Consider the following 24,463-nt stretch of genomic DNA (forward strand, 5'->3'; position numbering starts at 1 on the left):
AGCGCGGGACGGACAGACTGCCGAACATGGCCGCCGATCCGCCCCCGCGCTCCCGGACTCGGGTGGTGCTGGCCGACGCCGCGCCCCGGCGCGGTGGGTCCGACCGGGCCGGCACCGACCTGACCGAGCAGACCCCGATCGGGGAGGCGCTGGTCAAGGGTTTGATGCGGGCCCAGCTGGCGCTCGCGCTGCGGCTCGCTCTGGTGGTGGCGGCCGGCCTCGGGACGCTGCCGCTGCTGTTCGCCGTGGCCCCGGCGGTGGGCGCTTTCAAGGTCTTCGGCGTGCATCTGCCGTGGGTTCTGCTCGGGCTGCTGTCGTTCCCCTTCCTGGTCGGGGTGGGCGCCGCCTACGTCCGCTGGGCGGAGCGCAACGAGCAGGACTTCGCGGCGCTGATCCGCAGGCCGGAGCGGTGAACCCGTACCTGGCGCCCGGCCTGATCCTGGTCCTGCTGCTGACCGTGGCGATCGGCGCGTACGGCCTGCGCTTCGCCCGGACCACCTCGGACTTCCTGGTCGCGTCCCGGTCGGTGAGCCCGTCCTGGAACGCTGCCGCGATCAGCGGCGAGTACCTGTCCGCCGCGTCCTTCCTCGGTGTCGCCGGCCTGGTCCTGCGCTACGGCGTCGACGTCCTCTGGTACCCGGTCGGGTTCGCCGCCGGCTACCTGGCCCTGCTTCTGTTCGTGGCCGCTCCGCTGCGCCGCTCCGGTGCGTTCACCCTGCCCGACTTCTGCCAGGTCCGGCTCCGGTCGCGACCGTTGCGGCGGCTGGCGACCGCGTTCGTGCTGTTCATCGGCTGCCTCTACCTGTTGCCGCAGTTGCAGGGCGCGGGGCTGACGTTCAGCACGCTGACCGGCGGCTCCTACGCCTGGGGCGCGCTGGTGGTCAGCGTGGTGGTGACCGCGAACGTGGCGTTCGGCGGGATGCGGGCGATCACTTTCGTGCAGGCGTTCCAGTACTGGCTGAAGCTGACCGCGCTGGCCGTACCGATGATCTTCTTGATTCTGCAGTGGCAGTCGGACGGCCGCCCGCAGGTGACCCCGCCGGCCGGCGCCGTCTTCCCGGCCGCCACCACCGTCGTGGTGGAACAGGACGCGGTCCTGAACGGTGTCCGCCCGGTCGAGGCGGGCGAGACGCTGCACTTCGCGGCGGGCGATCCGGTGCCGACGGTGAGCACTGTGGACGCCGAGTTCGGGGACCAGTGGCTCCTGCCCGGCAAGACCGGCCTCTTCGCGACCTATTCCCTGATCCTGGCCACCTTCCTCGGCACCATGGGCCTACCGCACGTGCTGGTGCGGTTCTACACGAATCCGGACGGCGCCTCGGCCCGCCGCACCACGCTCGTGGTGCTCGCCCTGGTCGGCCTGTTCTACCTGCTGCCCACCCTGTACGGGGTGCTCGGCCGGATCTACACCCCACAACTGCTGATGACCGGCAACACCGACGCCGTGGTGCTGCTGCTGCCCGAGGCGGCGCTCGGCGGCGGCCACCTGGGCCGGCTGCTCGGCGCGCTGGTCACCGCGGGCGCGCTGGCCGCCTTCCTGTCCACCTCGTCCGGCCTGCTCACCAGCGTCGCCGGGGTGATCTTCACGGACGTGCTCAGGTCCGGCCGCAGTGGCTCGATCCGCGACTTCCGGCTGGCCACCGTGCTGGCCGCGCTGGTCCCCACCACCCTGGCCCTGTACGTGTCCGACATGGACGTCTCCCGCGTCGTCGGCCTGGCCTTCGCGGTGGCCGCCTCCAGCTTCTGCCCGCTGCTGGTGCTCGGCATCTGGTGGCGGGGGCTGACCGACGCCGGTGCGATCGCCGGCCTGGTCACCGGCGGCGGCGCGGCCATGGCGGCGGTGCTGGTGACGGTGCTCGGTCCTCCGCTGCCCAGTTCCTTCGCCGAGTTCGTGGGCCAGCCCGCGGCGTGGACCGTGCCGCTGGCGTTCCTGGTCATGGTCGGTGTGTCGCTGGTGACCGGCCGCCGCGTGCCGCCGGACGTGGGCGCCACGATGCTGCGGCTGCACGCCCCCGAGTCGCTTCGTACCTGATTTAAGGATCTTTAAGGTAGAACACCCGGCCCGACGGTGAACCACGTTCGTAGATCCGGTCATGACACGTACCTACCGGCGGCCCGGTCAAGACAAGCGCAAGCGCAACATCGTGATCGGCGTGGCGGTGGCCGCTCTGGTCGGCGGCGGCCTGGCGGTCGGCACCGGACTGAGCAGCGCCTCGACGTTCTGCGACGGCCTGGACGAGCGGATCCGGGAGAATCAGCAGTTCATGGCCCAGCAGCGGGCCAACCCGAACGCGCAGACCGAGGCGATCCTGGCGAACCGGCAGGCGGTCATCGATCTGATCAACGTGCAGAAGGCGCAGGGCGGCTGCGGCGGCGCCCAGGCTCAGGCCCCGGCCGCGAAGCCGACCACCACCGCTCCGGCCGCGAAGCCGACCACCGCCGCACCGGCCGCGAAGCCGACGACTACCGCTCCGGCCGCGAAGCCGACCACCGCGGCTCCGGCCGGGAACGGCCAGGTCGTCTGCCCGGGCTCGACCGTGACCCTCTCCGGCGAGGGCGGCGCGCCCGCCGCGTCCAGCGGCACCCACCCGGTCGGCACCGTCCTGCGGGTCCGGAACCTGGACAACAACAAGAGCATCACGGTGACCGTGACAAGCGTTTCCGGTAGCTGCGTGCTGCTCAACAACGCCGCCTTCGAAGAGGTGCGGGAGCCCGGGAAGTTCCTGATCAGGCGGGCCGTCATCGAACGGGTGGGCTGACCGCCCCGCTGTCCTCGGCACTGCGCGGCCGGAACGCTACACGCGTTCCGGCCGCAGTCCGTCCCGGCGGACGAAGATCCGGCGGCGCTGCAACGCGTTGCCGGCCGGGCCGAGCACATAGCCGTCTATCCACATCCACCCGTCGTAGGTGACCCGCGGGTCGACCCGGATGATCCGCAGGTTCAGTGCCCGGTCACCGGAGAACTGCACGCTCGCCTCGGGACCGACGTGGACGATGACACCCGGGCGCAGCACCACCTGAGTCATAGCTAGAAAATAGTTGTTGATCAATAAATGCGGATAGCGGCGTGCGCAATCTGTAAACGGGAGAATGATCGGATGAATCCCGACGCGCCGGGTGGCCGCATCCACTCCACCGATCCGTTCGCCGTTCCGGATGCGGACAAGTCGCAGGTTCGGCGGCTGCGGGGCCGGTTCGCGTCGACCGTGACGCTGTGGACGGCACCCGGACCGGCCGGGCTGACCGTCTCGTCCGCGGTGGTCGCCGACGGGGACCCCGGCCGGGTGCTCGGGCTGATCGACGAGGAGAGCGAGTTCTGGGCGGCGGCCTCCGCGGCCGGCCGGTTCGCGGTGACACCGCTCGGGCTGGGCGACCGGCAGGTGGCCGACCGGTTCGCCGGGCTCTTCCCCGCCCCGGGCGGCCCGTTCGCGACCGGGGAGTGGCACCAAACCGAGTTCGGGCCGGTCCCCGCCCACGCCGCCACCTGGGCCGGCTGCCGGCTCACGGAGAGCCGTCCGTGCGGATGGGCGCTGCTACTCGACGGGGTGATCGAACGCGTCGAGACCGGAAGCGCGGGATCACCTCTGATCCACTATCGGGGCAGGTACACCGAACTGGCCTGATTGCCGCTCAGCGCAGTCAGGCCGCCACTCAGCGCAGACCTCGACCGGCGGCCGGTGACACGGCTCACTCCTTCGTACGGTGCCGGAAAGTCCGCCCCCACGAAGGTGGTGAGAACCCGTGCCGGCATCCGCCGAGAGATATCTCGAAGTGCAGAACTCCGAGGAGTTCGCTCAACTGCGCCACCGCTTGCGCAGCTTCATCTTCCCCACGACGGTCGCGTTCATCGTCTGGTACGCGCTGTATGTGCTGCTCTCCGCGTACGCGCGGGACTTCATGGGCATCAAGCTGGTCGGCAACATCAACGTCGCGCTTGTCTTCGGCGTCCTCCAGTTCGTCTCCACGTTCCTGATCGCCTGGTACTACGCGCGGTACGCGGCTCGGCAGCTGGACCCGCTGGCCGACAAGATCCTGCACGACATCGATGAGAAGCCCGCGGCCGCCGCCACCGCCGCCGAGGGGAGTTAGGACTGATGGCCGCTCCACAGCTCCTGGCCGCCGAGGCCGCGTCCAGCTCCCGGTCGCTGACCATCACGCTGTTCCTGATCTTCGTGGCGATCACCCTGGGAATCACCGTCTGGGCCAGCCGGCAGACCAAGACCGCCACCGACTTCTACGCCGGTGGCCGTCAGTTCTCCGGGTTCCAGAACGGCATGGCCATCGGTGGCGACTACATGTCGGCGGCGTCCTTCCTCGGCATCGCCGGCATCATCGCCCTGTACGGCTACGACGGCTTCCTCTACTCGATCGGCTTCCTGGTCGCGTGGCTGGTGGCGCTGCTGCTCGTCGCCGAGTTCCTGCGCAACTCGGGCCGCTACACGATGGCCGACGTGCTGGCCTTCCGGATGCGCCAGCGCCCGGTCCGTACCGCGGCCAGCGTCTCCACCATCGTGGTGTCGGTCTTCTACCTGATCGCCCAGATGGTCGGCGCCGGCGCGCTGGTCTCGCTGCTGCTCGGGATCAAGCCGGGCGCCACCTTCCTGGGCATGGACGCCGACACCGCCAAGGTCGCCACGATCATCCTGGTCGGCGCCCTGATGATCATCTACGTGACGGTCGGCGGCATGAAGGGCACCACGTACGTCCAGATCGTCAAGGCGTTCATGCTGATGGGCGGCGCCCTGGTCATGGTGATCATGGTGCTGGCGCACTACAAGTTCAACCTGTCGGCGCTGCTCGGCGACGCGGCCGCGCAATCCGGCAAGGGTGACGCCTTCCTCGAACCCGGACTCCGGTACGGCGTGGAGACGGCCGGCGACGCGGCGAAGACCTTCTACAGCAAGATGGACCTGCTCTCGCTGGGCCTCGCGCTGGTGCTCGGCACGGCCGGTCTGCCGCACATCCTGACCCGCTTCTACACCGTGCCGACCAGCCGGATCGCGCGCAAGAGCGTGCTCTGGGCGATCGGCATCATCGGTACGTTCTACCTGTTCACCCTGGCCCTGGGCTTCGGCGCGGCGGCCCTGGTGGGCGGCAAGAACATCACCGCCCAGGACAAGGCGGGCAACACCGCCGCCCCGCAGCTCGCCCAGCAACTAGGCATCGACTACCTGGGCGGCAACACCGGCGGCGCGATCATGCTGGCCGTCATCGCGGCCGTCGCCTTCGCCACCATCCTGGCCGTGGTCGCCGGCCTCACGCTGGCCTCGTCGTCGAGCCTCGCGCACGACTTCTACGCCAGCGTGATCAAGCGGGGCACCGCGTCGGAGCGGCAGGAGGTCAGCGTCGCCCGGATCGCCGCCCTGGTCATCGGCGCCATCGCGATCGCCCTGTCGATCTTCGCGCAGAGCCTGAACGTGGCGTTCCTCGTGGCGCTGGCCTTCGCGGTGGCGGCGTCGGCGAACCTGCCGGCGATCCTCTACAGCCTGTTCTGGCGGAGGTTCAACACGGCGGGCGCGCTCTGGTCCATCTACGGCGGCCTCACCACCGCGGTGGTCCTGGTGTTCTTCTCGCCGGTCGTCTCCGGCTCGCCCACCGCGATGTTCCCGGACCAGGACTGGCACTGGTTCCCGCTGTCCAACCCCGGCATCATCTCCATCCCGCTCGGCTTCTTCTTCGGCTGGCTCGGCACGGTCATCAGCAAGGAGACCGACCCGGAGAAGTACGCGGAGCTGGAGGTCCGGTCCCTGACCGGGCACGGAGCGCACTGACCTTCATCCCAGTGCACGGGCCGGCGTAGTCGCCGACGCCGGCCCGTGACCGTGTCGTCACTCTCCTCCCACCTTCGTGCCGAAGCGCCTCGGAGTCACAGATCACCGGCTCTTACTCCGTAACCTGGAGTCATGTCAGCCACCACCTCCCCCAGCGGCAACTCTTCCGGACGAGCGTCCGTGCCCGGCCGGCCCGACTCCCGGGACTGGCCTTCGCGAGGTGGATCCGGGCCCGCCGCACCGGGTGGCCCGCGCGGCCCGGGCGGTCCCGGCCGGGGCCGCTCCTACCGCGGCCGTCGCCCGCGGCCCCGCTGGGGCCGGATCGCTCTGGTGGTCGGCGCGGTGATCGCGGTGCTCGCCCTGGTCGCCGGTGTCACGGCGTGGGGCTACGTCTCCGGTCTGGACGACGACCTGAAGCGCACCAACGCCTTCTCCGACATCACCGCGGACCGGCCGGCCAAGACGGTCGAGGGCGCCTTCAACATCCTGCTGGTCGGCACCGACTCCCGGGACCCGGACGCCAAGCAGGACCAGGCGAACCAGTGGCGCGCGGACACGCTGATCCTCATGCACGTGCCGGCCGACCACAAATCCGCGCAGCTCATCTCCATTCCGCGGGACCTGTGGGTGGTCATCCCGAGCGAGGACAACGCGCCGTGCAGTTCCGGCAGCCGGGCCAAGATCAACGCGGCGTTCGCCTTCGGTGGACTGCCCCGCGCGGTCCGCACCGTCGAGTGCATGACCGACGTGCGCATCGACCACGTGATGGCGATCGACTTCGGCGGCTTCAAGGAGGTCACCGACGCGCTCGGCGGCGTCGACCTGTACGTGGAGCAGGACACCAAGTCGATCCACAAGCCGTTCCGCCAGTTCAAGAAGGGCATGATGCACATGAACGGTGCGCAGGCCCTGGACTGGATCCGGCAGCGCAAGCAGTTCGCCCGCGGCGACTTCGCCCGCATGCAGCATCAGCAGGAGTTCCTGAAGGCGATCATGGACAAGGCGGCGAGCAGCGGCACGCTGAGCAACCCGGCGAAGCTGAACGCGTTCCTGAACTCGGCGACGGCCGCCGTCACGGTCGACGAGAACTTCTCGCTCAAGGACATGGTGCTCCAGTTCCGCAGCCTGCGCGGGGAGAACCTGACGTTCCTGACCAGCCCGAACAAGGGCGGTCAAACGATCAACGGCCAGTCCGTGGTGGTCTCCGACCGGGAGAAGGCGCTGGCCCTCTACCAGGCGGTCGTCGACGACAAGGTGGACGAATGGCTCCAGGCCAACCCGGTGAAGAAGTAAGCGCGAACTGTCAGACGGCTATGACTTCATTCTGAAACCGGAAGGATCTTCAACCGACGCGGATTCTGTCCGTAAGGTAATGCAGCCCCCGATCTCCCCCAGGAGTGCTGCATGACCGTCGCCGCAGACCGGCCCACCGAGGTTCCGGCGGCGCCGCCCGCGGCCCGCCGGAAACGCCGTTCGCCGCTCTGGGCGCGCCTCACCACGACGTTCGGCGTGGTGTTGCTGGTGGCGAGCGGCGGCGGTCTGGTCGGCGGCAGGATGGTGGTCAAGCAGACCACCTCGACGATCGCGGTCGAGAACCTCACCGGTGACGCGAAGAAGACCACCGCGGAGGGCGGCGGGTCGACCATCGAGGGCCCGATCGACATGCTTCTGATGGGGGTCGACGCCCGGGAACGCTGGGCCGACGATGCCCTGCACTCCGACACGATCATCATCCTGCACATCCCGGCCACCCACGATCAGGCCTACCTCATCTCGGTCCCCCGGGACACCGAGGTCGAGGTCCCGGCGTTCGCCAAGAGCAGATACGAGGGCGGGACGGTCAAGGCCACCGAGGCGTTCTACTGGGGCGCGCAGAACGGCGCCGGGATGGCCGGCGGCTCACAGCTGCTGGCCAAGACGCTGAAGAACATGACCGGGATCAGCTTCGACGGCGCCTCGATCATCAACTTCGGCGGCTTCAAGAGCGTGATCGACGAGCTCGGTGGCGTGGAGATGTGCGTCGACCAGCAGGTCGCCTCGAAACACATGGTGCTGGTGGACGGCAAGCCGATGTACCTGGCCGAGGCCCGGGAGGCCGGCGAGTCCGGCAAGCCGGTCGTGCACAAGGTGGGCTGCCGGGAGATGGAGGGCTGGGAGGCGCTCGACTACGCCCGCCAGCGGTACGGCCTGAAGAACGGCGACTACGACCGGCAGCGGCACCAGCAGCAGCTGATCAAGGCGATCGCCAAGAAGGCCTCGGAGGGCGGGGTCCTGAGCAACCCACTGAAGATCAATTCGCTGATCAAGGCGGCCGGCAAGGCGTTCACGCTGGACACCGGCCAGATCGAGCTCACCGATTTCGTCCTCGGGCTGAAGAACGTCGCGGCCAACGACCTGGTGCTGCTGCGCACCAACGACGGCACCTTCTCCGGCAACGACAGCGGGCGTGAGGTCTTCAACGAGACCAGCCTGAAGATGTTCCAGGCCGTCAAGAACGACACCCTCGCCGAGTTCGTGCTCGACCACCCGGACGTCCTCGCCAACGAGAAATGACGGCGGGTTTAGGCTGTCACCCGTGTTCGGACCTCAGGTTCCCAGCGTCACCGCTGATCAAGTCGCTCCCGGCGCCTACCTGCTCGACGTTCGCGAGCCGGACGAGTGGACGGCCGGCCACGCGCCCGGCGCGCACCACCTGCCGATGATGGAGGTGCCCGCCCGGATGGCCGAGGTGCCGTCCGACGGCGAGGTCGTCGTGGTCTGCCGGGCCGGTGGACGCTCCGGGCAGGTCGTGGCCTACCTGATGAACAACGGCTGGGACAACGTGCGCAACCTCGACGGCGGCATGCAGGTGTGGGCCGCCGTCGGCAAGGACATGGTCAGCGAGGACGGGCAACCGGCCCGCGTGCTGTGACCGGGTACCGTCCCCTCGTCTTCGCGCATCGAGGGGGCGCCGACGCGCTGCCCGAGCACACGCTCGGGGCCTATCTGCGCGCTCTGGACGAGGGCGCCGACGGCCTGGAGTGCGACGTCCGCCTCACCCGGGACGGTCATCTGGTCTGCGTGCACGACAGCCGGCTGGACCGGACCAGCAACGGCCACGGCCGGGTCAGCTCGAAGACCCTGGCCGAGCTGGACGCGCTGAACTTCGGCTCCTGGCATCCCGGCTACCCGGCCGACGCCGAGCTCCCCGACCTGTCCCGGCTGCTGACCCTCGAGCGGTTGCTCGACGCGGTCCACTCCAGCGGGCGGCGGGTCCGGCTTCTGATCGAGACCAAGCACCCTTCCCGGTACGGCGCGGAGGTCGAGCGCCGGCTGGTGCGGATGCTGCGGCACCACGGTCTGGCCGATCCGAAGCCGGACGCCGACGTACAGGTGACGGTGATGTCCTTCGCGGCGCTCGCACTGCGCCGCATCCGCGCCCAGGCGCCCACCCTGCCCACCGTCTACCTGCTGGAACTGGTGCCGCCGGGGGTCGGGCGCGGCCGGTTGCCGTTCGGCGCGCAGACCGCCGGGCCCGGTGTCGACCTGGTCCGGGCGCGGCCCACCCTGCTGCCGGCGATCAAGGCGGCCGGACATCAGGCGTACGTCTGGACGGTCAACGAGCCGGCCGATCTAGAACTGGTCCTGGAGCACCGCGTGGATGGCGTGATCACCGACCGTCCCCGGTTCGTGCTGGATCACCTCGCCCGGATGTGACGTGTGCCACCAGATGCCACTCAACCGCAGGGTTCGCTTAGGTTCATCTGCCCAAAAGCCGCCGAGCGAGGCAAACTCGCAGGCATGCCGGACCGTCCCGACTACACGGCGCTGACCCGGGGTCAGCTCGCGGCCCTCGCCCGCGTCGAGTCCGGCGACGCCGGCCTGTCCGTGTTGCAGCAGCTCGTCCGGCTCGCCGGGGAGACGCTGGGCGCCCGCGGCACCGCCTTCGCCGAGTCCGCCGACGACCACGGCCGGATCATCGCGGCCACCGGGGTGTGGGCCGCCGTCGTGGGCCGCCGGGTGACACATCCGGTCGAGCCGCGGCTCGACGACGAGCTCCTGCACCTGATCGAGGGCGGCGACCCGCGGTCGATGCTGGGCGCCCGCTGCCCGGGCCGGGAGACCCCGGTCGGCTCCCTGCACGTCTACCTCGACGGCGAGCCCGGCCCCGAGCACCGGGATGTGCTGGAGCTGCTGGCCAGCCTGATCGGCCGTCTCTACCGGAAGGGCTCCGGCCTGCCGGCGCACGGCCCGCCGGCCCCCGAGGAGGTGCGCCGGGACGCGGACCGCGACCTCTGGGTCGCGGTCACCAGCCACGAGCTGCGCACCCCGGTCACCGTGATCAAGGGGTACGCGGACACGCTCACCAACCACTGGGAGACCCTGGGCGAACCGGGGCGCCGCGAGGCGGTCCGGGTGATCGGGGCGCGCGCCGGCGAGCTGGCCCGGCTCGTGGACCGGCTGCTCTCCGCCGCCAGCGAGGAGGACGGTTCGGTGGGCGCCTCCCCGGCCGGCCCGTTCGACCTGGTGGAGGCGCTCCGCGAGGCGGCCGGCGAGTTGCCCGCCGACCTGCGGCAGCGGCTGCTGCTGGGGCATCTTCCGACGGACCTGCCGAAGGCGTACGGGAACCGCGACTCGATCGCGACCATCCTCACCGAGCTGGCCACCAACGCCGAGAAGTACTCGGATCCGGACGGCACGGTCGAGTTGTGCGCCGGAGCCGATGACGACACGCTGCGGTTCCGGGTCGCCGACCGGGGCGCCGGGATAGCGCCGGAGCACGTCGAGCACGCCTTCGACCGGTACTGGCAGGCCGACCCGGGGCCGCACCGGCCGGGCGCGGGGCTCGGCCTCTACCTGGTCCGGCGGCTGGTGGAGCGGCAGAACGGCTGGGTCTCGCTGCGCCCGCGGGAGGACGGCGGCACGGTGGCCGAGGTACGCCTGCCCCGGGCGTGACTCTTTTCAGCGACACACCGGGGTGGCCCACGTCACCGGTTCGCCAGAGGGACGCTTACGCTGGTTCCCCGTGAGCAAGCGTCGCAAGTCCCGCGAAACCGCACCGAAAACGAAGGTGCGCGACATCTTCGTCGCCCGGCCCTTCGAGGGCCTGGCCGACGAGCCGGAATGGGTCGCCCTGCGTGAGCTGGTCCCGGCCGCCTCCGCCCCGCTGGCCCTCAAACCGGAGATCGTCGAGGAGTACGGCGACCGCTCGGTGACCCTCTCCACCGTGCTGCCGATGGCGTGGCCGGCCATGTCCCGCCGGGACGGCAAGGTCCTGATCGGTCTGCAACGGCACGTCCAGTCCGGTGACGTCTCCCGCGACCTGGCGGTCGCCATCCTGAACGCGCTGGCCACCGAACCGGGCAACACGGTTTCCGTGCCGGCTCTGCCCGGCGAGGGCCTGCGCCTGCAGGATCTGCTCGTCGACGGGTCGCTCGAGATCACCATGCAGGACGGTTTCGAGTACTGGCTGGACGTCGACCAGATGCAGGACGCCACCGTGAAGGCGTCGTTGGAGCGGGCCAACGCCTCGATCTACCCGACCGTGCGGATGGCCGCGGCCAAGGCCGCCTACTGGTGCCGGGTGGCGCCGGACAAGAGCCACATCCGCTGGGTGCTGAGCGAGCCGGAGGACCGGGCGCTGGACACGCTGTCCCGGCTGTCCGCCGCCGGGGAGCTGCTGCTCGGCGAGGACACCAAGTTCGCCGGCATGTTCCGGGCGCACGGCCTGCTGGTCCCGGTCTGGGACATCCCGGGCGAGCCGGAGGGCGCCGAATTCGAGGCGGCGCTGGCCGACTTCGCCAAGCGGTACGCCGACACCCTCGCCGTCGACGGCCCCCTGGACGCCGCCGCCCGCCGCGCCAAGCAGGGCCTGATCGGCCGCCAGCTGACGCTGCGCTGAGCCTGATTGCCTCGCTCCGCTCGGCTGCAGTGCGCCCCTTCAGCTCGTGGTGAGGGCGCCGAAATCGACCACGCTTCGCTAGCCGATTTCGGAGCCCTCACCACGAGCGGGCGCACTGCGACTCTGGTTGCGCTTTTCACCGCAGGGCTGCGTGGGTAGAGACCGGGCTTGCTCTGGTTCGAGGGGTCGGGGTCTAGAGCGGGTCTCTTTCGATGGGGCAGCTCATGCATCTCGGGCCGCCCCGGCCGGAGCCGAGCTCGCTGCCGCTGATCCGGACCACCTCGATGCCGGCGCGTTCGAGCTGGGCGTTGGTCTCGACGTTGCGTTCGTAGGCGACGCAGAGCCGCGGCGCGATGGCCAGGGTGTTGTTGCCGTCGTCCCACTGTTCGCGTTCGGCGGTGACCGGGTCGAGGCCGGTATCGATCACCCGCAGCCGGTCGATGCCCATCGCCTCGGCGGCGGCCTCCAGGAACGGCCGGGGCCCACCGACCTTCAGCTCGGTGACGGTCCAGGCCTCCAGGGTGTGCGCGATGTTGGGGTACATCACGACGGCGTCGACGTCCACCATGGTGCATACCGTGTCCAGGTGCATGGTGGCGCGCTCCTGGGCGATCGGGACGGCCAGCACGGTGTGCGCGAGGCCGGCCGCGATGACCCGCTGAGCGAGGCGTTCGGCGCCGGCCGGGGTGGTCCGCTCGCCGACACCGATGGCCAGCACCCGCGGGGCCAGCACCAGCACGTCGCCGCCCTCCAGATGTTCCAGCGAGGGGTCGAAGAGCAGCTCCGTCCCGGCGAACCGCGGATGGTGCCGGTAGATGGCGTGGGTGAGGGTGGTCTCGCGGCGGCGGGCCGGCATGGCCAGGCTGGTGACCGCCACCCGGTCGCGCACCCAGACCGAGGAGTCGCGGGTGAACAGCAGGTTGGGCAGCGGGTCGATGACGAAGTCGAGCCGGTCCATCATCTCGTAGACCAGACCGCCCCCACCGGACTTGATCTCCTCGTGCGCGAGCCCGGCGATCAGCACCTCGGCCAGCCGGGCGGGCTCCTGATCGGCGAGGTAGTCGGCCACCGTGGCGCGCAGCGCGTCGCCGAGGCGGCGGTCGGAGAGCACGCCGGCGGTCAGTTCGGCGCGGGCCTCCGGCAGGGTCAGCGTCTCGGCGATCAGGTCACCCAGATGAAGGACCTCGACTCCACGGCTCCGGAGTGCCTCCGCGAAGGCGTCGTGCTCCTCCTGAGCACGGCTCACCCACGGGATGCCGTCGAAGAGCAACGAGTCGTTGTTGCGCGGGGTCAGCCTCGCCAGTTCCGGCCCCGGCCGGTGCAGCAGTACGGTACGGAGGCGACTGACTTCACTGTCGACGTACACATGGCCGACGTTAGCCGGTACCGAGCGCGATCGGGCCGTGACGTTCTGACTAGATCTTGGGACAGTCATGCATCGGGCCGGGCGGAGCGATAGCTTGAGAAGGTGCGACGATGCACCATGCGAAAGAAGACGTTGTCGTGAATATGTCATTCATCCACACTCATTCTCTTTCTTTCCCGCCCCGTGACCCTGTTCTGTAGGGGAACGAGCACGTACGGTAGTTGGAAAAGAGAGCCCGACTGACCTTTTGCCGGAGGTCTGCAGTGACTGTCTTCCCCGCCCGCCCCGCGCTGCCCATGTCGTCCCAAACCCTCGCCACCGTCGACCGGACCTCGTCCCTGCTGGAGGACACGCAGCGGATGACCACGCCGGCCGAGTGGGCCCGCCGTCGCCGCGCCGAACGTGGCGCCCGCCGCATCGAGGCCGCTGGAGCACGCGCTCTCACCCGCCTCGACCGCCTCGGGCCGAACTGGCACATCGTCGACTGGCCGCGGACCGACCTGACCAACGCGTACTACGAACCGAACCCGGCCGACGAGCGTGCCGGATTCCTCGCCATCGGACCCGGCGGTGTCTACGCCGTCACGGTGGCCGACCACGGCCGCTCCCGCGTGCTGATCGCCGGTGACGTCGTCCAGATCAACGGAAAGCGCCCGGAGTATGTGGCCGAGGCCCGTCGCGACGGGCGCCGCGCCGCCAAGGCGATCTCCGCCGTCGTGGGTCTCAACGTCCCGGTGACGCCCGTGCTGACGTTCGTCGGTTCCGGGGTGATCAGCGTCCACGGCCTGCCGAAGGACTGCCTGGTCTCCACCGACAAGGAGCTCGACCGCCTCCTGATCGCCGGGGGCGGGAAGATCTCCCCGGCCACCGCGGCCAAGCTGACCGCCGTCGCCCAGCACCCGGGCACCTGGTCGAACGCGCCGTGGCGCCCGAACCATGACTACTCTTCGTACGGCAACGGACAGACGACCGCTGACAAGCGGCTGAGCCGCCGGTAACGTTCCCTGCGACGCCGTCGCTGACCGACGTTCCGCGCCGGTCAGCGACGTCCAACAGGAGCGAGGAGGAGCCGGTGGCGCATGTTGAGCTCTCCCTCTCGGGAGCGTTCGTACCCCAGGCCCGCACACCGTCCGAGGCCGAGTTCGTCACCAGCGTCGAGCGGTGGTCGATGACGGTCGCGGTGGCCGCCGAGCCGTGCCTGGTGATCGACGTCAACGGCTCGATACTCGCGGTGTCGCCGTCCGGTAGCGAGTTGCTCGGCCTGGGCAAGCCGGCCGAGGCGATCGGTCAGCGGCTCAACGCCGCGCTGCACCTCATCGACTTCACGGCCGGCGGTGGCCGCCTGGAGGAGCCCGAGGCGGAGAACATCCCGCCGCTGCTGGCGCTGCGCAGTGAGCGGCTGGCCCGGGGCCTCATGCGGGTGGTGCCGGGTGACGGCGTGCCCGCGCTGACCGTCGATGCCGTCTCCACGCCGCTCCAGGCGGGTGACCGGATCGGTGGGACACTGACCTTCCTGTCCCCGGTACGCTACTGACGTCCTTTTTGTCCGCGCCGGTGTGGTGTTCAACGCACTTGGCGGGCATTGGACGTTACAGATCCGCAACGTAGTCTGCGAACATGCTCGATCTAGACCTGTTACCGGGTGAATACGCGGTGTGTCGGCTTCCGGCCGGCTCGACCCTGCCCGCCTCGCTTACCGCAGGTCCGGACGACAAGAGCGTCATCTCGGTGACCTGGGGCGTCGACGAGCTCTCGGTGATCTGCCCCAACGACCGGGTGCCCGCGGACGCGGTCGCCGACACGGCCTGGCGGTGTCTGCGCGTCGCCGACCTCAACCTGGCCATGACCGGGGTGCTCGCGTCGCTGGTCGGGCCGCTGGCGGAGGCCAGGGTCAACATCGTGACCTTCTCGACGTACGACACGGACTATCTGCTGGTCCCGGCCGTGCGGCTGACCGAAGCGATCAACACGCTCGCCGCCGCGGGTCATCGGATCGCCAGCTGACCTCTCGGCTCATACCATGAGCGCGTGTCCCCCCGCACAGGTCACCTTCCCCTGGTGGTGGGAGCGCTGCTGCTGAGCGCCTCCTGTGGCGCCCCGCCCGAGGCGCTGCCCACCAGCCCTCCCCTGCCCCGGTTGAGCGCTGCCACGCCGGCGTCCGGGGCGGCCCCGCCCACCCTGCCGACGACGATGCCGACGTACACGCCGCCGACCACCGTTTACACCACGACTCCGGTACGGACGACGGTGCCGACGACCATCACCTCCAGCCCGAGCCCGACGCGGTCACACGCGCCCCGATGCACCGGCGAGCCGACCGCGGCACAGATCGTCACCGAGCTCAAGGAGAGCCCAGCGGTGCCGGACAAGGAGCTGACGGTCACCGGCGGGCCGTACTGCGCCGGGGCGTGGGCCTTCGCCACGGTCAGCCTGGTCGGTGCCGAGTCAGCCGAGCCGCTGTCGGTCGTCACCACCGGCAAGGGAACGACCCTTGAGATCGTCACCGCGGGCACCGACGTGTGCAATCCACGGGTGAAGGCGGAGGCCCCGACCGGGATCCGGGTGCTCGCCTGCGGTGAGTGATTAGACTTCCGGGAATGCCTGTCCGTTTCGCATACCTCGGCCCGGAGGGCACCTTCACCGAGGCCGCGCTGCGCACCATCCCCGCCGCCGAGCAGGGGGAGCGCACCCCGGCCCGGAGCGTTCCCGAGGCTCTCGAGGCGGTGCGCAGCGGCACTGCGGACGCGGCACTCGTCCCGCTGGAGAATTCGGTCGGCGGGGCGGTCCCGGTCACCCTGGACGAGCTGATCACCGGCAGCCCGCTGATGATCACGCGGGAGGTGCTGCTGCCGGTCGAGTTCGTGCTCGGAGCGCGGACGGCGGCGCCGCTCGCCGCGATCCGGTCGATCGCCGCGCACCCGCAGGCGTCCGCCCAGTGCCGGCACTGGCTCCAGGCGAACGTGCCGGACGCGGTCGTCGTCGACGTGCTGTCCAACGCGGCGGCCGCGATCAGCGCGGCCACCGGGGAGTACGACGCGGCCATCTGCGCCCCGATCGGGGTGGGCCGCAACGGGCTCACGGTGCTGGCCGAGAAGATCGCCGACCGGGCCGAGGCGGTCACCCGTTTCGCGCTGCTCACCCGGCCCGGCCCGCCGGCCGCCCCGACCGGGGACGACGTCACCTCCCTGGCCGTGTCGATCCGCCACGACCAGGTGGGGGCGTTGCTCGCGGTGCTCACCGAACTGGCGGTGCGCGGCATCAATCTGTCCCGGATCGAGTCGCGGCCGACCGGGGAGCAACTCGGGACCTACGTGTTCTTCCTCGACTGCACCGGGCACGTGGCCGAGCCGCGTCTCGGCGAGGCGCTGCAGGGGCTGCGCCGGATCTGTGCCGAGGTCCGTTTCCTCGGCAGTTACCCGAAGCACCGCCTCCAGCCCGAGGCGCCGGTGGCGGCGCCGCCCGGCCTCTCCGACGACGACTTCGCCGACTCGGCGGCCTGGCTGGAGCGGCTGCGCTCCGGGAGCTGACCCGGCCGGTCAGCCCCACCCCAGCTCGTGAAGCCGCTGGTCATCGATGCCGAAGTGGTGGGCGATCTCGTGCACCACGGTGATCGCGACCTCCTCCACCACATCCTCCTCGGTGTCGCACACCTTGAGGGTGGGCAGCCGGAAGATGGTGATCCGGTCGGGCAGCGCACCGGCGTAGTCCCAGCCGCGTTCGGTGAGGGCGACGCCCTCGTACACCCCGAGCAGGTCGTCACCGCCGCCCGGCGGAAGGTCCTCCACCAGGAAGACCACGTTGTTCATCAACGACATCAACTCGACGGGGACCTCATCGAGGGCCTCACCGACCAGCTCCTCGAAGCGTTCTGGACTCATGTCGACCGGCACGAGCCCATTGTGCCCGGGTTTCCGGATTTCCGGCGCGACCGGTGCCCGGCCGCGCCGGAGTGCCTCAGGACAGCTTGGCGACCAGGCTGATCTCCGCGCCCGGGCTGAGCAGGCGCGAGATCGGGCAGTTCTCCTTGGCGCCCGCCGCCAGCTCCTGGAACTTGGCGTCGTCGATCCCGGGGACGTCGCCGACCGTCTCCAGGTCGATGCGGGTGACACCGAACCCGGCGTCGGTCTTGTCCAGGTGAAGCTTCGCGACGGTCTCCACCGAGGTGGGCGTGAAGCCCGCGTCGGCGAGACCCTTCGAGAAGGCCATCGAGAAGCAGCCGGCGTGCGCGGCCGCGATCAACTCCTCGGGGTTGGTCCCCTCGCCCTCCTCGAAGCGCGACTTGAAGGAGTAGGCGCCCTGGAGGCCACCCTTGCCGGTCTTGACAGTGCCGGAACCCTCGATGAGGTTCCCTTCCCAGCGGGCAGAAGCAGAACGAATAGGCATGTCCCCGACGCTATCCGATATCCCGCTCGTTGGTTCGCAGACCGGGCTGGGGTCATGATGGATCCCATGTCGCAGGATTCTCCGGCCGAATCGGTCATCTCGTTCGGCGCCTCCGAGCGGCGGAGCCTCTTCCGTGACCTCGGCAGGGACCATCGGCTGCCGATCCTGACCGCGGCGCTCGCCGCGGTGGCGGCGTTCGGTTCGCTGATCTCCGAGTGGCAGACCACGGACCTCGAAGGGCTGGCGTACGGCGACGGATCCCTGCCCGGTCAGCGTGTCGTGCAGACCGAACTGGTCGACATGGGCGCGGCCGGTGGCGGCTACCTGATCGGGCTGTTCCTGCTCGCGATCACGGTCGTGCTGACCCTTTTCGGTCCGGCCGAGGGCCGCCGCTACGCTCGGCTCGCCGGCCTGGCCACCGGGGGCCTGCTGCTCGCCGTGCTGGTGACGCTGGTTCCGGTGATCGCGGACACCAGCCTCATCATCCCGAAGTACTTCCTCGTCGACCTGGCCGACGAGAACCTGACGATCGCACCCGGCCGTGGCCTGTGGTGCGCGTTCGCCGCCGTGATCCTGGCGATGGCCGCCCTCCGGCTGCCCGAGCCCCGCCGGCGTGAGATCGCCGAACCGGCCCCGGTGGAGACGGCCCATCAGGACGACCTCGACCTGAGCATCGGCCCGACCGCACCGTTCGCGTCGCTGCCCGGCGAGCTGGATCAACCACACCGATCGTGACTCCCGGGGATATCCGGGTGATGATCGGACCCGGACGCCGGTACGCTCGACAACCGTGATTGACCTGCGTCTGCTTCGTGAAGACCCCGAACTGATCCGCGCCAGCCAGCGGCTGCGCGGTGAGTCCACCGAGCTCGTTGACGACCTGCTGCGTGCCGACGAGGAGCGCCGGGCCGCCACCCAGCGGTTCGAGACGGTCCGGGCGGAGCAGAAGTCCATCGGCAAGGAGGTCGCCAAGGCTTCCGGGGACGAGCGGGCCGCGCTGCTCGCGCGTACCAAGGAATTGGCCGTTGAGGTGAAGGCGGCGGAGGCCGCCGCCGGCGAGGCCGACCAGGCGCTGCGCCGGGCCCACCTCGCGGTGCCGAACGTGACCGTGGGCGCCCCGCCCGGCGGCGAGGACGACTTCGTCGTGCTGCGCGAGGTCGGCGACAAGCCGCAGATCGCCGAACCGCGGGACCACCTGGAGATCGGCGAGGCGCTGCGGGCCATCGACACCGAGCGCGGCGCCAAGGTGTCCGGGTCGCGGTTCTACTTCCTCACCGGTGTGGGCGCCCTGCTCCAGCTCGGGATGCTCCAGCTGGCCATCCAGCAGGCGGTCGAGCACGGTTTCACGCCGTCGATCACGCCCACCCTGGTGCGGCCGGAGTCGATGGAGGGCACCGGCTTCCTCGGCTCGCACGCCAGCGAGGTCTACCGGCTCGAGGCCGACGACCTCTACCTGGTCGGCACCTCGGAGGTGGCGCTCGCGGCGTACCACTCGAACGAGATCATCGACCTGAACAGCGGGCCGGCTCGGTTCGCCGGCTGGTCGACGTGCTACCGGCGGGAGGCCGGCTCGCACGGCAAGGACGTGCGCGGCATCCTGCGGGTCCACCAGTTCGACAAGGTGGAGATGTTCTCGTTCTGCCGTCCCGAGGAGGCGGAGGCCGAGCACCTGCGGCTGCTCGCCATGGAGGAGGAGATGCTGGCCAAGGTCGAGATCCCGTACCGGGTGATCGACGTGGCCGCCGGTGACCTCGGGTCGAGCGCGGTCCGCAAGTTCGACTGCGAGGCGTGGGTGCCGTCGCAGGGGCGGTACCGCGAGGTCACCTCGACGTCGAACTGCACCACCTTCCAGGCGCGGCGGCTCAACGTCCGCTACCGGGACGCGGACGGCAAGCCGCAGATCGCCGCCACGCTGAACGGGACGCTCGCCACCACCCGATGGCTCATCCCGATCCTGGAGAACCACCAGCAGCCGGACGGCTCGGTGCGGGTGCCGAAGGCGCTGCAGCCCTTCCTCGGCCGCGAGGTCCTGGAACCTGCCAGGTAACGACCTTGTCATCGATCGGCTACCAGATGTCATAGCAGCTGGTAGCCGATCAGGTGTACCGTTCTCCTTCCGCCCTCCGCGGGGGTTAGCAGACCCTCGGAGGTTTCGATGAAACCTGGGCTCCCCAAGCTGATCGCCACGGATCTGGACGGCACTCTGGTCCGCAGTGACAACACCGTCTCGGCGTACACGCACGAGGTCCTCGACCGGGTCCGCGCCGCCGGCATCCGGATCGTCGCCGCCACCGGCCGCGGCCCCCGCCTCACCTCGCTCACCCGCAACGACATCCGGGTCGCCGACTTCCTGGTGCTCGCCCAGGGTGGCTGGGTGCTCGACCTGGAGGACTCCCGCTACCTGCGGCAGGCACGCCTGCCCGGCCCGGCGCTCGGCCGGGTGCTCGGCGCGCTGGAGTCGGTGGCCGGGCCCCTGTCGGTGATGTTCGAGGCACTGGAGCACGACGACTCCCCGCTCTGGGGCGATTACGACCCGACCTGGCGTTTCCCGGTGACCGTGGAGGCCCGGTCACGCGCCGAGTGCCTCGACAGCGAGGTGATCAAGGCGTTCGCCCGGTCGTTCGAGCTCGGCGTCGACGAACTGCTCGCGATGGCCCACCGCGTGGTGCCGCCGGCCCTGGCGACGGTCACCCAGGCCGGCCTCGACTACGTGGAGATCTGCCCACCCTCGGTGGACAAGGGCACCGGTCTGTCGGTGGTCGCCGAGTCGATCGGGGTCGACCCGTCGGACGTGCTGGTTTTCGGTGACATGCCCAACGACCTGCCGATGTTCGCCTGGGCCGGCTGGGGGCGGGTGGCGGTCGCCAATGCACACCCGTCGTTGCTCGCGGTGGCCGACGATGTGACGCTCACCAATGACGAGGACGGCGTAGCCCGCTATCTGGACCGGCTATTGTCCAGGTGATGGCAGACTTCCGGCTCGTCGCCACCGACATCGACGGCACCCTGATCACCAGCGACCGCAGCCTGTCCCCCGGCACCCGGGACGTCTTGGAGCGCCTCCCGGTCCCGGTGGTCCTGGTCACCGGCCGCCCGTTGCGCTGGCTTCACCAGCTCTACGACCAGTTGTCGGCGCCGCTGCCCGCGATCTGCGCGAACGGCGCGGTCATCTACGACCCGGACAACGACGAGGTGCTGCGCGCCGATCCGCTGCCCGGCGACCTGCTGATCGACGTCGCGAAACGCCTGCGCGACACAGTTCCGGACGTGTCCCTGGCCGTCGAGATCGAGGACGGCCGCGCCTTCCTGCACGAGGACACGTGGACCATCCGCTGGGAACACGACGACCGGGTCCGGGTGATCGCCTCCCCGGAGGAGCTGACCGCGGCCCCCGCCGTGAAACTGCTGGCCCGCTCCGCCACCGCCGACCCCGACGACTTCCTGGAGCTGGTCAGCCGCACCCTGGGCGACCGGGCCGAGGCGACCCGCTCCTCGTCGTCGGCGCTCGTCGAGATCTCCGCGGCCGGCGTCACCAAAGCCGCCGGGCTGGCCTGGCTCTGTGAGCGGCACGGCGTCACCGCCGACCAGGTCGTCGCCTTCGGCGACATGCCCAACGACATTCCGCTGCTGAGCTGGGCGGGCCGAGGCGTCGCGGTGGGCAACGCGCATCCCGCGCTACGCGCGATCGCCGACGATGTCACCGGCACCAACGACGAGGACGGCGTCGCACGCTATCTGCGGGTTCTCTTCAACCTCAGCTAGCTGCCAACTCCTGCCCGTTCCCGGAGCGGCAGAACGCGCGCCAGGGCGGATCTCACTCGCCCAAGCCAGGGAACGGTCACGCTGGCCTGGACGGCGGTGCACTCAGCGTCCCCGCAAAACGCCGCCGGTGTCGAGGCAAGTGATCTGCCGACGCCAGCGGGGTTTGCTGGCTTGGCGGCGGGAAATCACCTGCCTCGACACCGGTTACAAGGCGTTTTGCCGCGGAGCGAAGCGGAGCCAATCTTACAAATATTGGCCGGTGCGGCCGTGCACGTTCTCCTGGCCGGGAGCGGCGGCGCCCGGGATGAGGCCGCCCATCGGCAGGGCCGGGCGGCCCGGGACGCCGCCGCGCATCTGCTCGAGCTGCAGGCGGGCGGCCATCTGCTGGGCGACGAGAGCCGCCTGGATGCCGTGGAAGAGGCCCTCCAGCCAGCCGACCAGCTGGGCCTGGGCGATGCGCAGCTCGGCCTCGCTGGGCGGGGTCTCGCCCTCGAACGGCAGGGACAGACGCTCCAGCTCCTCGCGCAACTCGGGGGCGAGACCGTCCTCGAGCTCGGTGATCGACCGCTGGTGGATCTCCCGCAGCCGGCCGCGACTCGCCTCGTCGAGCGGAGCCGCCCGCACCTCCTCGAGCAGCTGCTTGATCATGCTGCCGATTCGCATGACCTTGGCGGGCTGCTCGATGAGGTTGCCGGGCTCCTCGGGCGTGAGCGAGCCGTCGGGCTCGACCGTACCCATCGGGCGGCCGTCCGGGCCCACGACGATGACGGAGCCGTCTTCCTTGTGCTCAGTGGTACGGGTGTCGTCGGTCATGCGCCCATCTTCGCTCACCGGTTCGAGATCGTCAGGGGCGCAGTTCGGCTACCGCGCACTTGATGCTGCCGCCGCCTCGTTTGAGCTCGGAGAGATCCACGTGAACGGGGAGGTAACCGGCTTCGCGAACCTTGTGGCCCATCGCGACGGCCTCGGTGTTGAGAATCACGTGCCGGCCGTCGCTGACCAGGTTGAGGCCGAACGCCTCGGCGTCCGCGCGGTCGGCGATGACGGCGTCCGGGAAGAGCTGGCGCAGCACCTGCTGGGACGCCTCCGAGAAGGCGCCGGGGTAGTAGGTGACGTGCCGGTCGTCGAGGGCGGCGAGCGCGGTGTCCAAGTGGTAGAACGCCGGGTCGACCAGCTTGAGGGAGATCACCGGGCGGCCCAGAACCTCCTGCGCCTCGGCGTGCGCGGCCGGGTCGGTGCGGAAGCCGTAGCCGGCCAGGACGATGCCGCCGTACGCCGCCGGCAGGTACGCGAAGTCGCCTTCGCCCTCGTTGACATGCTCCGGGGCGATGAAGTTCCAGCCCTCGTTCGCCAGGTAGAACGCCTGGTGGGCGGCGGCCTCGGCGGAGCGCTGCGGGTGCAGGAAGCGGGCGCCGTAGACGGTCCCGTCGACGGAGAAGGCACCGTTGGCGGAGTAGACCATGTCCGGCAGGCCGGGCTCGGGGTCGAGCACGTGCACGACGTGGCCCAGGCCGGCGAGGGTGGTACGGAGCTGGTCCCACTGCTTGACGGCGAGACGGGCGTCGACCGTGACGGTGGTGTCCATCCAGGGGTTGATGGCGTACTCGACCGTGAAATGCTCGGGGGGACACATGAGGTATGTCCTGTTTCGCGGCAAGCGCTCCGTGTAGCTCATGAGGTTAAAGGGTAGGTAGGCTAAGTTGCAGCAAACAGCCATGAATCTTGCTTCTCGGAGGCGAATCGTTGCAGATGGACGCCGTCGACCAGCGAATCATTGCGCTCCTCGTCGCGGACGCCCGCTCTTCGTACGCTGAGATCGGTGCACGGGTGTCGTTGTCGGCACCCGCGGTGAAGAGGCGCGTCGATCGACTGCGCGCCGACGGGGTCATCAAGGGATTCACGGCCGTCATCGAGCCGGCCGCCGTGGGCTGGACCACCGAGGCGTTCGTCGAGCTGTTCTGCACCGGGCGAACCACACCGGCGCAGATCACCGTGGCCACCCGCAGGCATCCCGAGGTGGTCGGCGCCTACACCGTCTCCGGGCAGGCGGACGCGCTGGTGCACCTGCGGGCCGCCGACATCGGGCACCTCGAACAGGCGCTGGAGCGACTCCGGGCCGAGCCGTTCGTGACCTCGACCCGGAGCATGGTGGTGCTGTCGCGGCTGGTGGAGACGCCGACCGCGGTGCCGCTATAGGTACATGCCGGGGCGGTGCCCGTCGTCGGACTTGCCCGCCGACGGCTTGTCACCCTCGCCGAAGAACCGCTTGCCACCGAACTCGCCGTGCAGCCGGTCGTCCAGCTCGTCGGCGAGACCGGTCATCACCTGCACCGCCAGCATGAGGTGGACCGCCTGGAAGTTGCGGCCGAACACCGGGATCGACGCCCACACGGTGTCCTGCGCGCAGTAGAGACGGCCGATCGGCATCCGGTTGGTGAGCTCGGACAGCTTCACGTAGAGCTGCTCGGTCGGCTCGACCTCGGTGAGGATCGGGGAGAAGACGTCGACCAGGGGTGGGTTGTCCCGGACCCGGACGAAGACCATCGCCGAGCCGGCCCGGATGCCGATGTCGCCGTCGGCGTCGACCTGGAGCTGGTCGACGGTGGTCTTGGACATGGTGGCCACGACCGTACGGACCCGCTCCTCCAGCGGCACCACGTCGTCGGTCACCCCGGCCAGGGCCGCGTCGAGAGCCGCGTCGTCGTCGTCCAGGCTCAGCCCGGCCTCGATGCTGGGCTCGTGACGGGCGGTGCCGAGCGGGCTGGACTCGATCGGCTCGTCGTCCTCGTCGTGCACCAGGTAGACCAGAAAGGCCGGATGCGGGGCGCCGTGCACATCCCGCAGGGTGCGGGTGACGATGGTGGCGACCTGGGCGGCTTTGTCCTGCGACGAGCGCAGCCCGAACGAGTCGCCCGAACCCGGCAGCACGCCCGGCGGCGACCAGCCGAGCGCGACCAGGTCGGCGACGGCGGCACGGTCCATCCGGAACTCCTGCGGCAGCGCCGCGTTGCCGACCGCGAGCGCCTCGACGACGCCCTCCGGCAGCACCCGGATGCTTACCGAATAGACGGCCGTGCCGGTGCCCGAGGCGGTGGGGTCGAGCGTCAGGTCGATGTGCCCGCCCGGCTCCAGGGTCGGCAGCAGTCCGGCCAGCGCGGCGGCGAACTCCCGCCACGCCTGGGTGACCTTCGCCTTCAGGTCGGCCGTGGTCGGCTCGTCGAGCAAACCGCCTTCGTAAATCTCGCTCGCGGCGCCTTCTGCCGTCATGATCGCACCTCCGTTCCCGTCACCCTATCGAGC

The 24,463-nt window shown here is 70.1% G+C and carries 29 protein-coding genes; 22 read left to right on the forward strand and 7 right to left on the reverse strand.

Annotated features, from left to right (window positions below):
- The first annotated feature begins 26 nt into the window (after window positions 1-26).
- The 3 genes from KZ829_RS39845 (at window position 27) to KZ829_RS39855 (ending at window position 2,759) form a co-directional block, all read left to right on the forward strand.
- Window positions 27-413, forward strand: a complete 387-nt coding sequence (locus KZ829_RS39845) for a DUF485 domain-containing protein (RefSeq protein ID WP_220149028.1) — start codon at window positions 27-29, stop codon at window positions 411-413.
- On the forward strand, window positions 410-2,032 hold the full coding sequence (locus KZ829_RS39850; protein ID WP_220149029.1) for a sodium/solute symporter: 1,623 nt from the start codon (window positions 410-412) through the stop codon (window positions 2,030-2,032). The genes KZ829_RS39845 and KZ829_RS39850 overlap by 4 nt, the downstream gene beginning before the upstream one ends.
- Before the next feature lie 61 nt (window positions 2,033-2,093).
- Complete coding sequence (locus tag KZ829_RS39855) at window positions 2,094-2,759, forward strand: SCO2207 family protein (RefSeq protein WP_220149030.1); 666 nt, start codon at window positions 2,094-2,096, stop codon at window positions 2,757-2,759.
- 36 nt (window positions 2,760-2,795) lie between these two features.
- On the opposite strand, the gene KZ829_RS39860 is transcribed toward KZ829_RS39855, so the two are convergent.
- Window positions 2,796-3,026 (reverse strand): hypothetical protein, encoded by a 231-nt coding sequence (locus KZ829_RS39860; protein ID WP_220149031.1) that lies wholly within the window; start codon window positions 3,024-3,026, stop codon window positions 2,796-2,798.
- A 72-nt stretch (window positions 3,027-3,098) separates the two neighbouring features.
- On the opposite strand from KZ829_RS39860, the gene KZ829_RS39865 reads away from it, so the two are divergent.
- The 9 genes from KZ829_RS39865 (at window position 3,099) to KZ829_RS39905 (ending at window position 11,652) form a co-directional block, all read left to right on the forward strand.
- On the forward strand, window positions 3,099-3,623 hold the full coding sequence (locus KZ829_RS39865; RefSeq protein ID WP_220149032.1) for a flavin reductase family protein: 525 nt from the start codon (window positions 3,099-3,101) through the stop codon (window positions 3,621-3,623).
- Window positions 3,624-3,741: 118 nt separating this feature from the next.
- A complete protein-coding gene (locus KZ829_RS39870) occupies window positions 3,742-4,089 on the forward strand; it encodes a DUF485 domain-containing protein (protein ID WP_220149033.1) in 348 nt (115 codons plus the stop codon).
- 5 nt (window positions 4,090-4,094) lie between these two features.
- Entirely contained in the window at window positions 4,095-5,771 is a 1,677-nt protein-coding gene (locus tag KZ829_RS39875; RefSeq protein ID WP_220149034.1) for a monocarboxylic acid transporter, read from the forward strand.
- A 132-nt stretch (window positions 5,772-5,903) separates the two neighbouring features.
- Window positions 5,904-7,064 carry an LCP family protein gene (locus KZ829_RS39880; RefSeq protein WP_220149035.1) on the forward strand — a complete coding sequence of 387 codons (1,161 nt, stop codon included), beginning with the start codon at window positions 5,904-5,906 and terminating at the stop codon, window positions 7,062-7,064.
- A 111-nt stretch (window positions 7,065-7,175) separates the two neighbouring features.
- On the forward strand, window positions 7,176-8,324 hold the full coding sequence (locus tag KZ829_RS39885) for an LCP family protein (protein ID WP_220149036.1): 1,149 nt from the start codon (window positions 7,176-7,178) through the stop codon (window positions 8,322-8,324).
- Window positions 8,325-8,346: 22 nt separating this feature from the next.
- Window positions 8,347-8,682, forward strand: coding sequence for a rhodanese-like domain-containing protein (locus KZ829_RS39890; protein WP_220149037.1), 336 nt, complete (start codon window positions 8,347-8,349; stop codon window positions 8,680-8,682).
- Window positions 8,679-9,467, forward strand: a complete 789-nt coding sequence (locus KZ829_RS39895; RefSeq protein WP_220149038.1) for a glycerophosphodiester phosphodiesterase — start codon at window positions 8,679-8,681, stop codon at window positions 9,465-9,467. Before KZ829_RS39890 ends, KZ829_RS39895 begins: the two co-directional genes overlap by 4 nt.
- 84 nt (window positions 9,468-9,551) lie before the next feature.
- Window positions 9,552-10,706 carry a sensor histidine kinase gene (locus KZ829_RS39900; RefSeq protein WP_220149039.1) on the forward strand — a complete coding sequence of 385 codons (1,155 nt, stop codon included), beginning with the start codon at window positions 9,552-9,554 and terminating at the stop codon, window positions 10,704-10,706.
- 70 nt (window positions 10,707-10,776) lie between these two features.
- Window positions 10,777-11,652 (forward strand): DUF5926 family protein, encoded by an 876-nt coding sequence (locus tag KZ829_RS39905; protein ID WP_220149040.1) that lies wholly within the window; start codon window positions 10,777-10,779, stop codon window positions 11,650-11,652.
- A gap of 193 nt (window positions 11,653-11,845) precedes the next feature.
- Here KZ829_RS39905 and KZ829_RS39910 read toward each other — a convergent pair whose 3' ends face one another.
- On the reverse strand, window positions 11,846-13,018 hold the full coding sequence (locus KZ829_RS39910; RefSeq protein ID WP_372454018.1) for an arginine deiminase: 1,173 nt from the start codon (window positions 13,016-13,018) through the stop codon (window positions 11,846-11,848).
- Window positions 13,019-13,281: 263 nt separating this feature from the next.
- Here KZ829_RS39910 and KZ829_RS39915 point away from each other — a divergent pair, with 263 nt between their 5' ends.
- From KZ829_RS39915 to pheA, 5 genes are all read left to right on the forward strand, one after another.
- Window positions 13,282-14,016: a hypothetical protein gene (locus KZ829_RS39915; RefSeq protein WP_220149042.1), complete on the forward strand. Its 735-nt coding sequence runs from the start codon at window positions 13,282-13,284 to the stop codon at window positions 14,014-14,016.
- A gap of 74 nt (window positions 14,017-14,090) precedes the next feature.
- A complete protein-coding gene (locus KZ829_RS39920; RefSeq protein ID WP_183226486.1) occupies window positions 14,091-14,552 on the forward strand; it encodes a PAS domain-containing protein in 462 nt (153 codons plus the stop codon).
- Window positions 14,553-14,635: 83 nt separating this feature from the next.
- A complete protein-coding gene (locus KZ829_RS39925; protein ID WP_183226487.1) occupies window positions 14,636-15,022 on the forward strand; it encodes an ACT domain-containing protein in 387 nt (128 codons plus the stop codon).
- Window positions 15,023-15,046: 24 nt separating this feature from the next.
- The gene (locus KZ829_RS39930; protein ID WP_220149043.1) at window positions 15,047-15,601 is read left to right on the forward strand and encodes a hypothetical protein; all 555 of its coding nucleotides are present in this window, start codon (window positions 15,047-15,049) and stop codon (window positions 15,599-15,601) included.
- Between the two features lie 14 nt (window positions 15,602-15,615).
- A complete protein-coding gene (gene pheA, locus KZ829_RS39935; protein ID WP_220149044.1) occupies window positions 15,616-16,545 on the forward strand; it encodes a prephenate dehydratase in 930 nt (309 codons plus the stop codon).
- Window positions 16,546-16,554: 9 nt separating this feature from the next.
- On the opposite strand, the gene KZ829_RS39940 is transcribed toward pheA, so the two are convergent.
- Both KZ829_RS39940 and KZ829_RS39945 read right to left on the reverse strand, forming a co-directional pair.
- The gene (locus tag KZ829_RS39940) at window positions 16,555-16,896 is read right to left on the reverse strand and encodes a metallopeptidase family protein (RefSeq protein ID WP_220149068.1); all 342 of its coding nucleotides are present in this window, start codon (window positions 16,894-16,896) and stop codon (window positions 16,555-16,557) included.
- A 76-nt stretch (window positions 16,897-16,972) separates the two neighbouring features.
- Window positions 16,973-17,401, reverse strand: a complete 429-nt coding sequence (locus KZ829_RS39945; RefSeq protein WP_183226490.1) for an OsmC family protein — start codon at window positions 17,399-17,401, stop codon at window positions 16,973-16,975.
- Between the two features lie 66 nt (window positions 17,402-17,467).
- Here KZ829_RS39945 and KZ829_RS39950 point away from each other — a divergent pair, with 66 nt between their 5' ends.
- The 4 genes from KZ829_RS39950 to KZ829_RS39965 all read left to right on the forward strand — a co-directional run bounded on the left by KZ829_RS39950 (window position 17,468) and on the right by KZ829_RS39965 (window position 21,163).
- Window positions 17,468-18,136 carry a hypothetical protein gene (locus tag KZ829_RS39950; protein WP_220149045.1) on the forward strand — a complete coding sequence of 223 codons (669 nt, stop codon included), beginning with the start codon at window positions 17,468-17,470 and terminating at the stop codon, window positions 18,134-18,136.
- A gap of 55 nt (window positions 18,137-18,191) precedes the next feature.
- Window positions 18,192-19,448, forward strand: coding sequence for a serine--tRNA ligase (gene serS, locus KZ829_RS39955; protein ID WP_220149046.1), 1,257 nt, complete (start codon window positions 18,192-18,194; stop codon window positions 19,446-19,448).
- Between the two features lie 108 nt (window positions 19,449-19,556).
- Window positions 19,557-20,366: an HAD family hydrolase gene (locus KZ829_RS39960; RefSeq protein WP_183226493.1), complete on the forward strand. Its 810-nt coding sequence runs from the start codon at window positions 19,557-19,559 to the stop codon at window positions 20,364-20,366.
- Entirely contained in the window at window positions 20,366-21,163 is a 798-nt protein-coding gene (locus KZ829_RS39965; protein WP_220149047.1) for an HAD family hydrolase, read from the forward strand. Before KZ829_RS39960 ends, KZ829_RS39965 begins: the two co-directional genes overlap by 1 nt.
- Window positions 21,164-21,406: 243 nt before the next feature.
- On the opposite strand, the gene KZ829_RS39970 is transcribed toward KZ829_RS39965, so the two are convergent.
- Window positions 21,407-21,976 (reverse strand): bacterial proteasome activator family protein, encoded by a 570-nt coding sequence (locus KZ829_RS39970; protein WP_220149048.1) that lies wholly within the window; start codon window positions 21,974-21,976, stop codon window positions 21,407-21,409.
- Between the two features lie 31 nt (window positions 21,977-22,007).
- Window positions 22,008-22,838, reverse strand: coding sequence for a dimethylargininase (gene ddaH / locus KZ829_RS39975; RefSeq protein WP_220149049.1), 831 nt, complete (start codon window positions 22,836-22,838; stop codon window positions 22,008-22,010).
- Between the two features lie 68 nt (window positions 22,839-22,906).
- Here ddaH and KZ829_RS39980 point away from each other — a divergent pair, with 68 nt between their 5' ends.
- Window positions 22,907-23,359: an Lrp/AsnC family transcriptional regulator gene (locus KZ829_RS39980; protein ID WP_183226550.1), complete on the forward strand. Its 453-nt coding sequence runs from the start codon at window positions 22,907-22,909 to the stop codon at window positions 23,357-23,359.
- On the opposite strand, the gene KZ829_RS39985 is transcribed toward KZ829_RS39980, so the two are convergent.
- Entirely contained in the window at window positions 23,354-24,430 is a 1,077-nt protein-coding gene (locus KZ829_RS39985; protein WP_220149050.1) for a T3SS (YopN, CesT) and YbjN peptide-binding chaperone 1, read from the reverse strand. The two genes, KZ829_RS39980 and KZ829_RS39985, sit on opposite strands and share 6 nt — an antisense overlap.
- Window positions 24,431-24,463 lie beyond the last annotated feature (33 nt).

The sequence above is a fragment of the Actinoplanes hulinensis genome (assembly GCF_019429605.1).
Classification (GTDB): Bacteria; Actinomycetota; Actinomycetes; order Mycobacteriales; family Micromonosporaceae; genus Actinoplanes; species Actinoplanes campanulatus.

Excerpts from the sequence above, each read along its gene's own strand:
- KZ829_RS39845 (WP_220149028.1), top strand. The coding sequence starts at position 27 with ATGGCCGCCGATCCGCCCCCGCGCTCCCGGACTCGGGTGGTGCTGGCC.
- KZ829_RS39855 (WP_220149030.1), top strand. The coding sequence starts at position 2,094 with ATGACACGTACCTACCGGCGGCCCGGTCAAGACAAGCGCAAGCGCAAC.
- KZ829_RS39860 (WP_220149031.1), bottom strand. The coding sequence starts at position 3,026 with ATGACTCAGGTGGTGCTGCGCCCGGGTGTCATCGTCCACGTCGGTCCC.
- KZ829_RS39865 (WP_220149032.1), top strand. The coding sequence starts at position 3,099 with ATGAATCCCGACGCGCCGGGTGGCCGCATCCACTCCACCGATCCGTTC.
- KZ829_RS39875 (WP_220149034.1), top strand. The coding sequence starts at position 4,095 with ATGGCCGCTCCACAGCTCCTGGCCGCCGAGGCCGCGTCCAGCTCCCGG.
- KZ829_RS39880 (WP_220149035.1), top strand. The coding sequence starts at position 5,904 with ATGTCAGCCACCACCTCCCCCAGCGGCAACTCTTCCGGACGAGCGTCC.
- KZ829_RS39885 (WP_220149036.1), top strand. The coding sequence starts at position 7,176 with ATGACCGTCGCCGCAGACCGGCCCACCGAGGTTCCGGCGGCGCCGCCC.
- KZ829_RS39900 (WP_220149039.1), top strand. The coding sequence starts at position 9,552 with ATGCCGGACCGTCCCGACTACACGGCGCTGACCCGGGGTCAGCTCGCG.
- KZ829_RS39925 (WP_183226487.1), top strand. The coding sequence starts at position 14,636 with ATGCTCGATCTAGACCTGTTACCGGGTGAATACGCGGTGTGTCGGCTT.
- pheA (WP_220149044.1), top strand. The coding sequence starts at position 15,616 with ATGCCTGTCCGTTTCGCATACCTCGGCCCGGAGGGCACCTTCACCGAG.
- KZ829_RS39940 (WP_220149068.1), bottom strand. The coding sequence starts at position 16,896 with ATGAGTCCAGAACGCTTCGAGGAGCTGGTCGGTGAGGCCCTCGATGAG.
- KZ829_RS39945 (WP_183226490.1), bottom strand. The coding sequence starts at position 17,401 with ATGCCTATTCGTTCTGCTTCTGCCCGCTGGGAAGGGAACCTCATCGAG.
- KZ829_RS39950 (WP_220149045.1), top strand. The coding sequence starts at position 17,468 with ATGTCGCAGGATTCTCCGGCCGAATCGGTCATCTCGTTCGGCGCCTCC.
- KZ829_RS39960 (WP_183226493.1), top strand. The coding sequence starts at position 19,557 with ATGAAACCTGGGCTCCCCAAGCTGATCGCCACGGATCTGGACGGCACT.
- KZ829_RS39965 (WP_220149047.1), top strand. The coding sequence starts at position 20,366 with ATGGCAGACTTCCGGCTCGTCGCCACCGACATCGACGGCACCCTGATC.
- KZ829_RS39970 (WP_220149048.1), bottom strand. The coding sequence starts at position 21,976 with ATGACCGACGACACCCGTACCACTGAGCACAAGGAAGACGGCTCCGTC.
- ddaH (WP_220149049.1), bottom strand. The coding sequence starts at position 22,838 with ATGAGCTACACGGAGCGCTTGCCGCGAAACAGGACATACCTCATGTGT.
- KZ829_RS39985 (WP_220149050.1), bottom strand. The coding sequence starts at position 24,430 with ATGACGGCAGAAGGCGCCGCGAGCGAGATTTACGAAGGCGGTTTGCTC.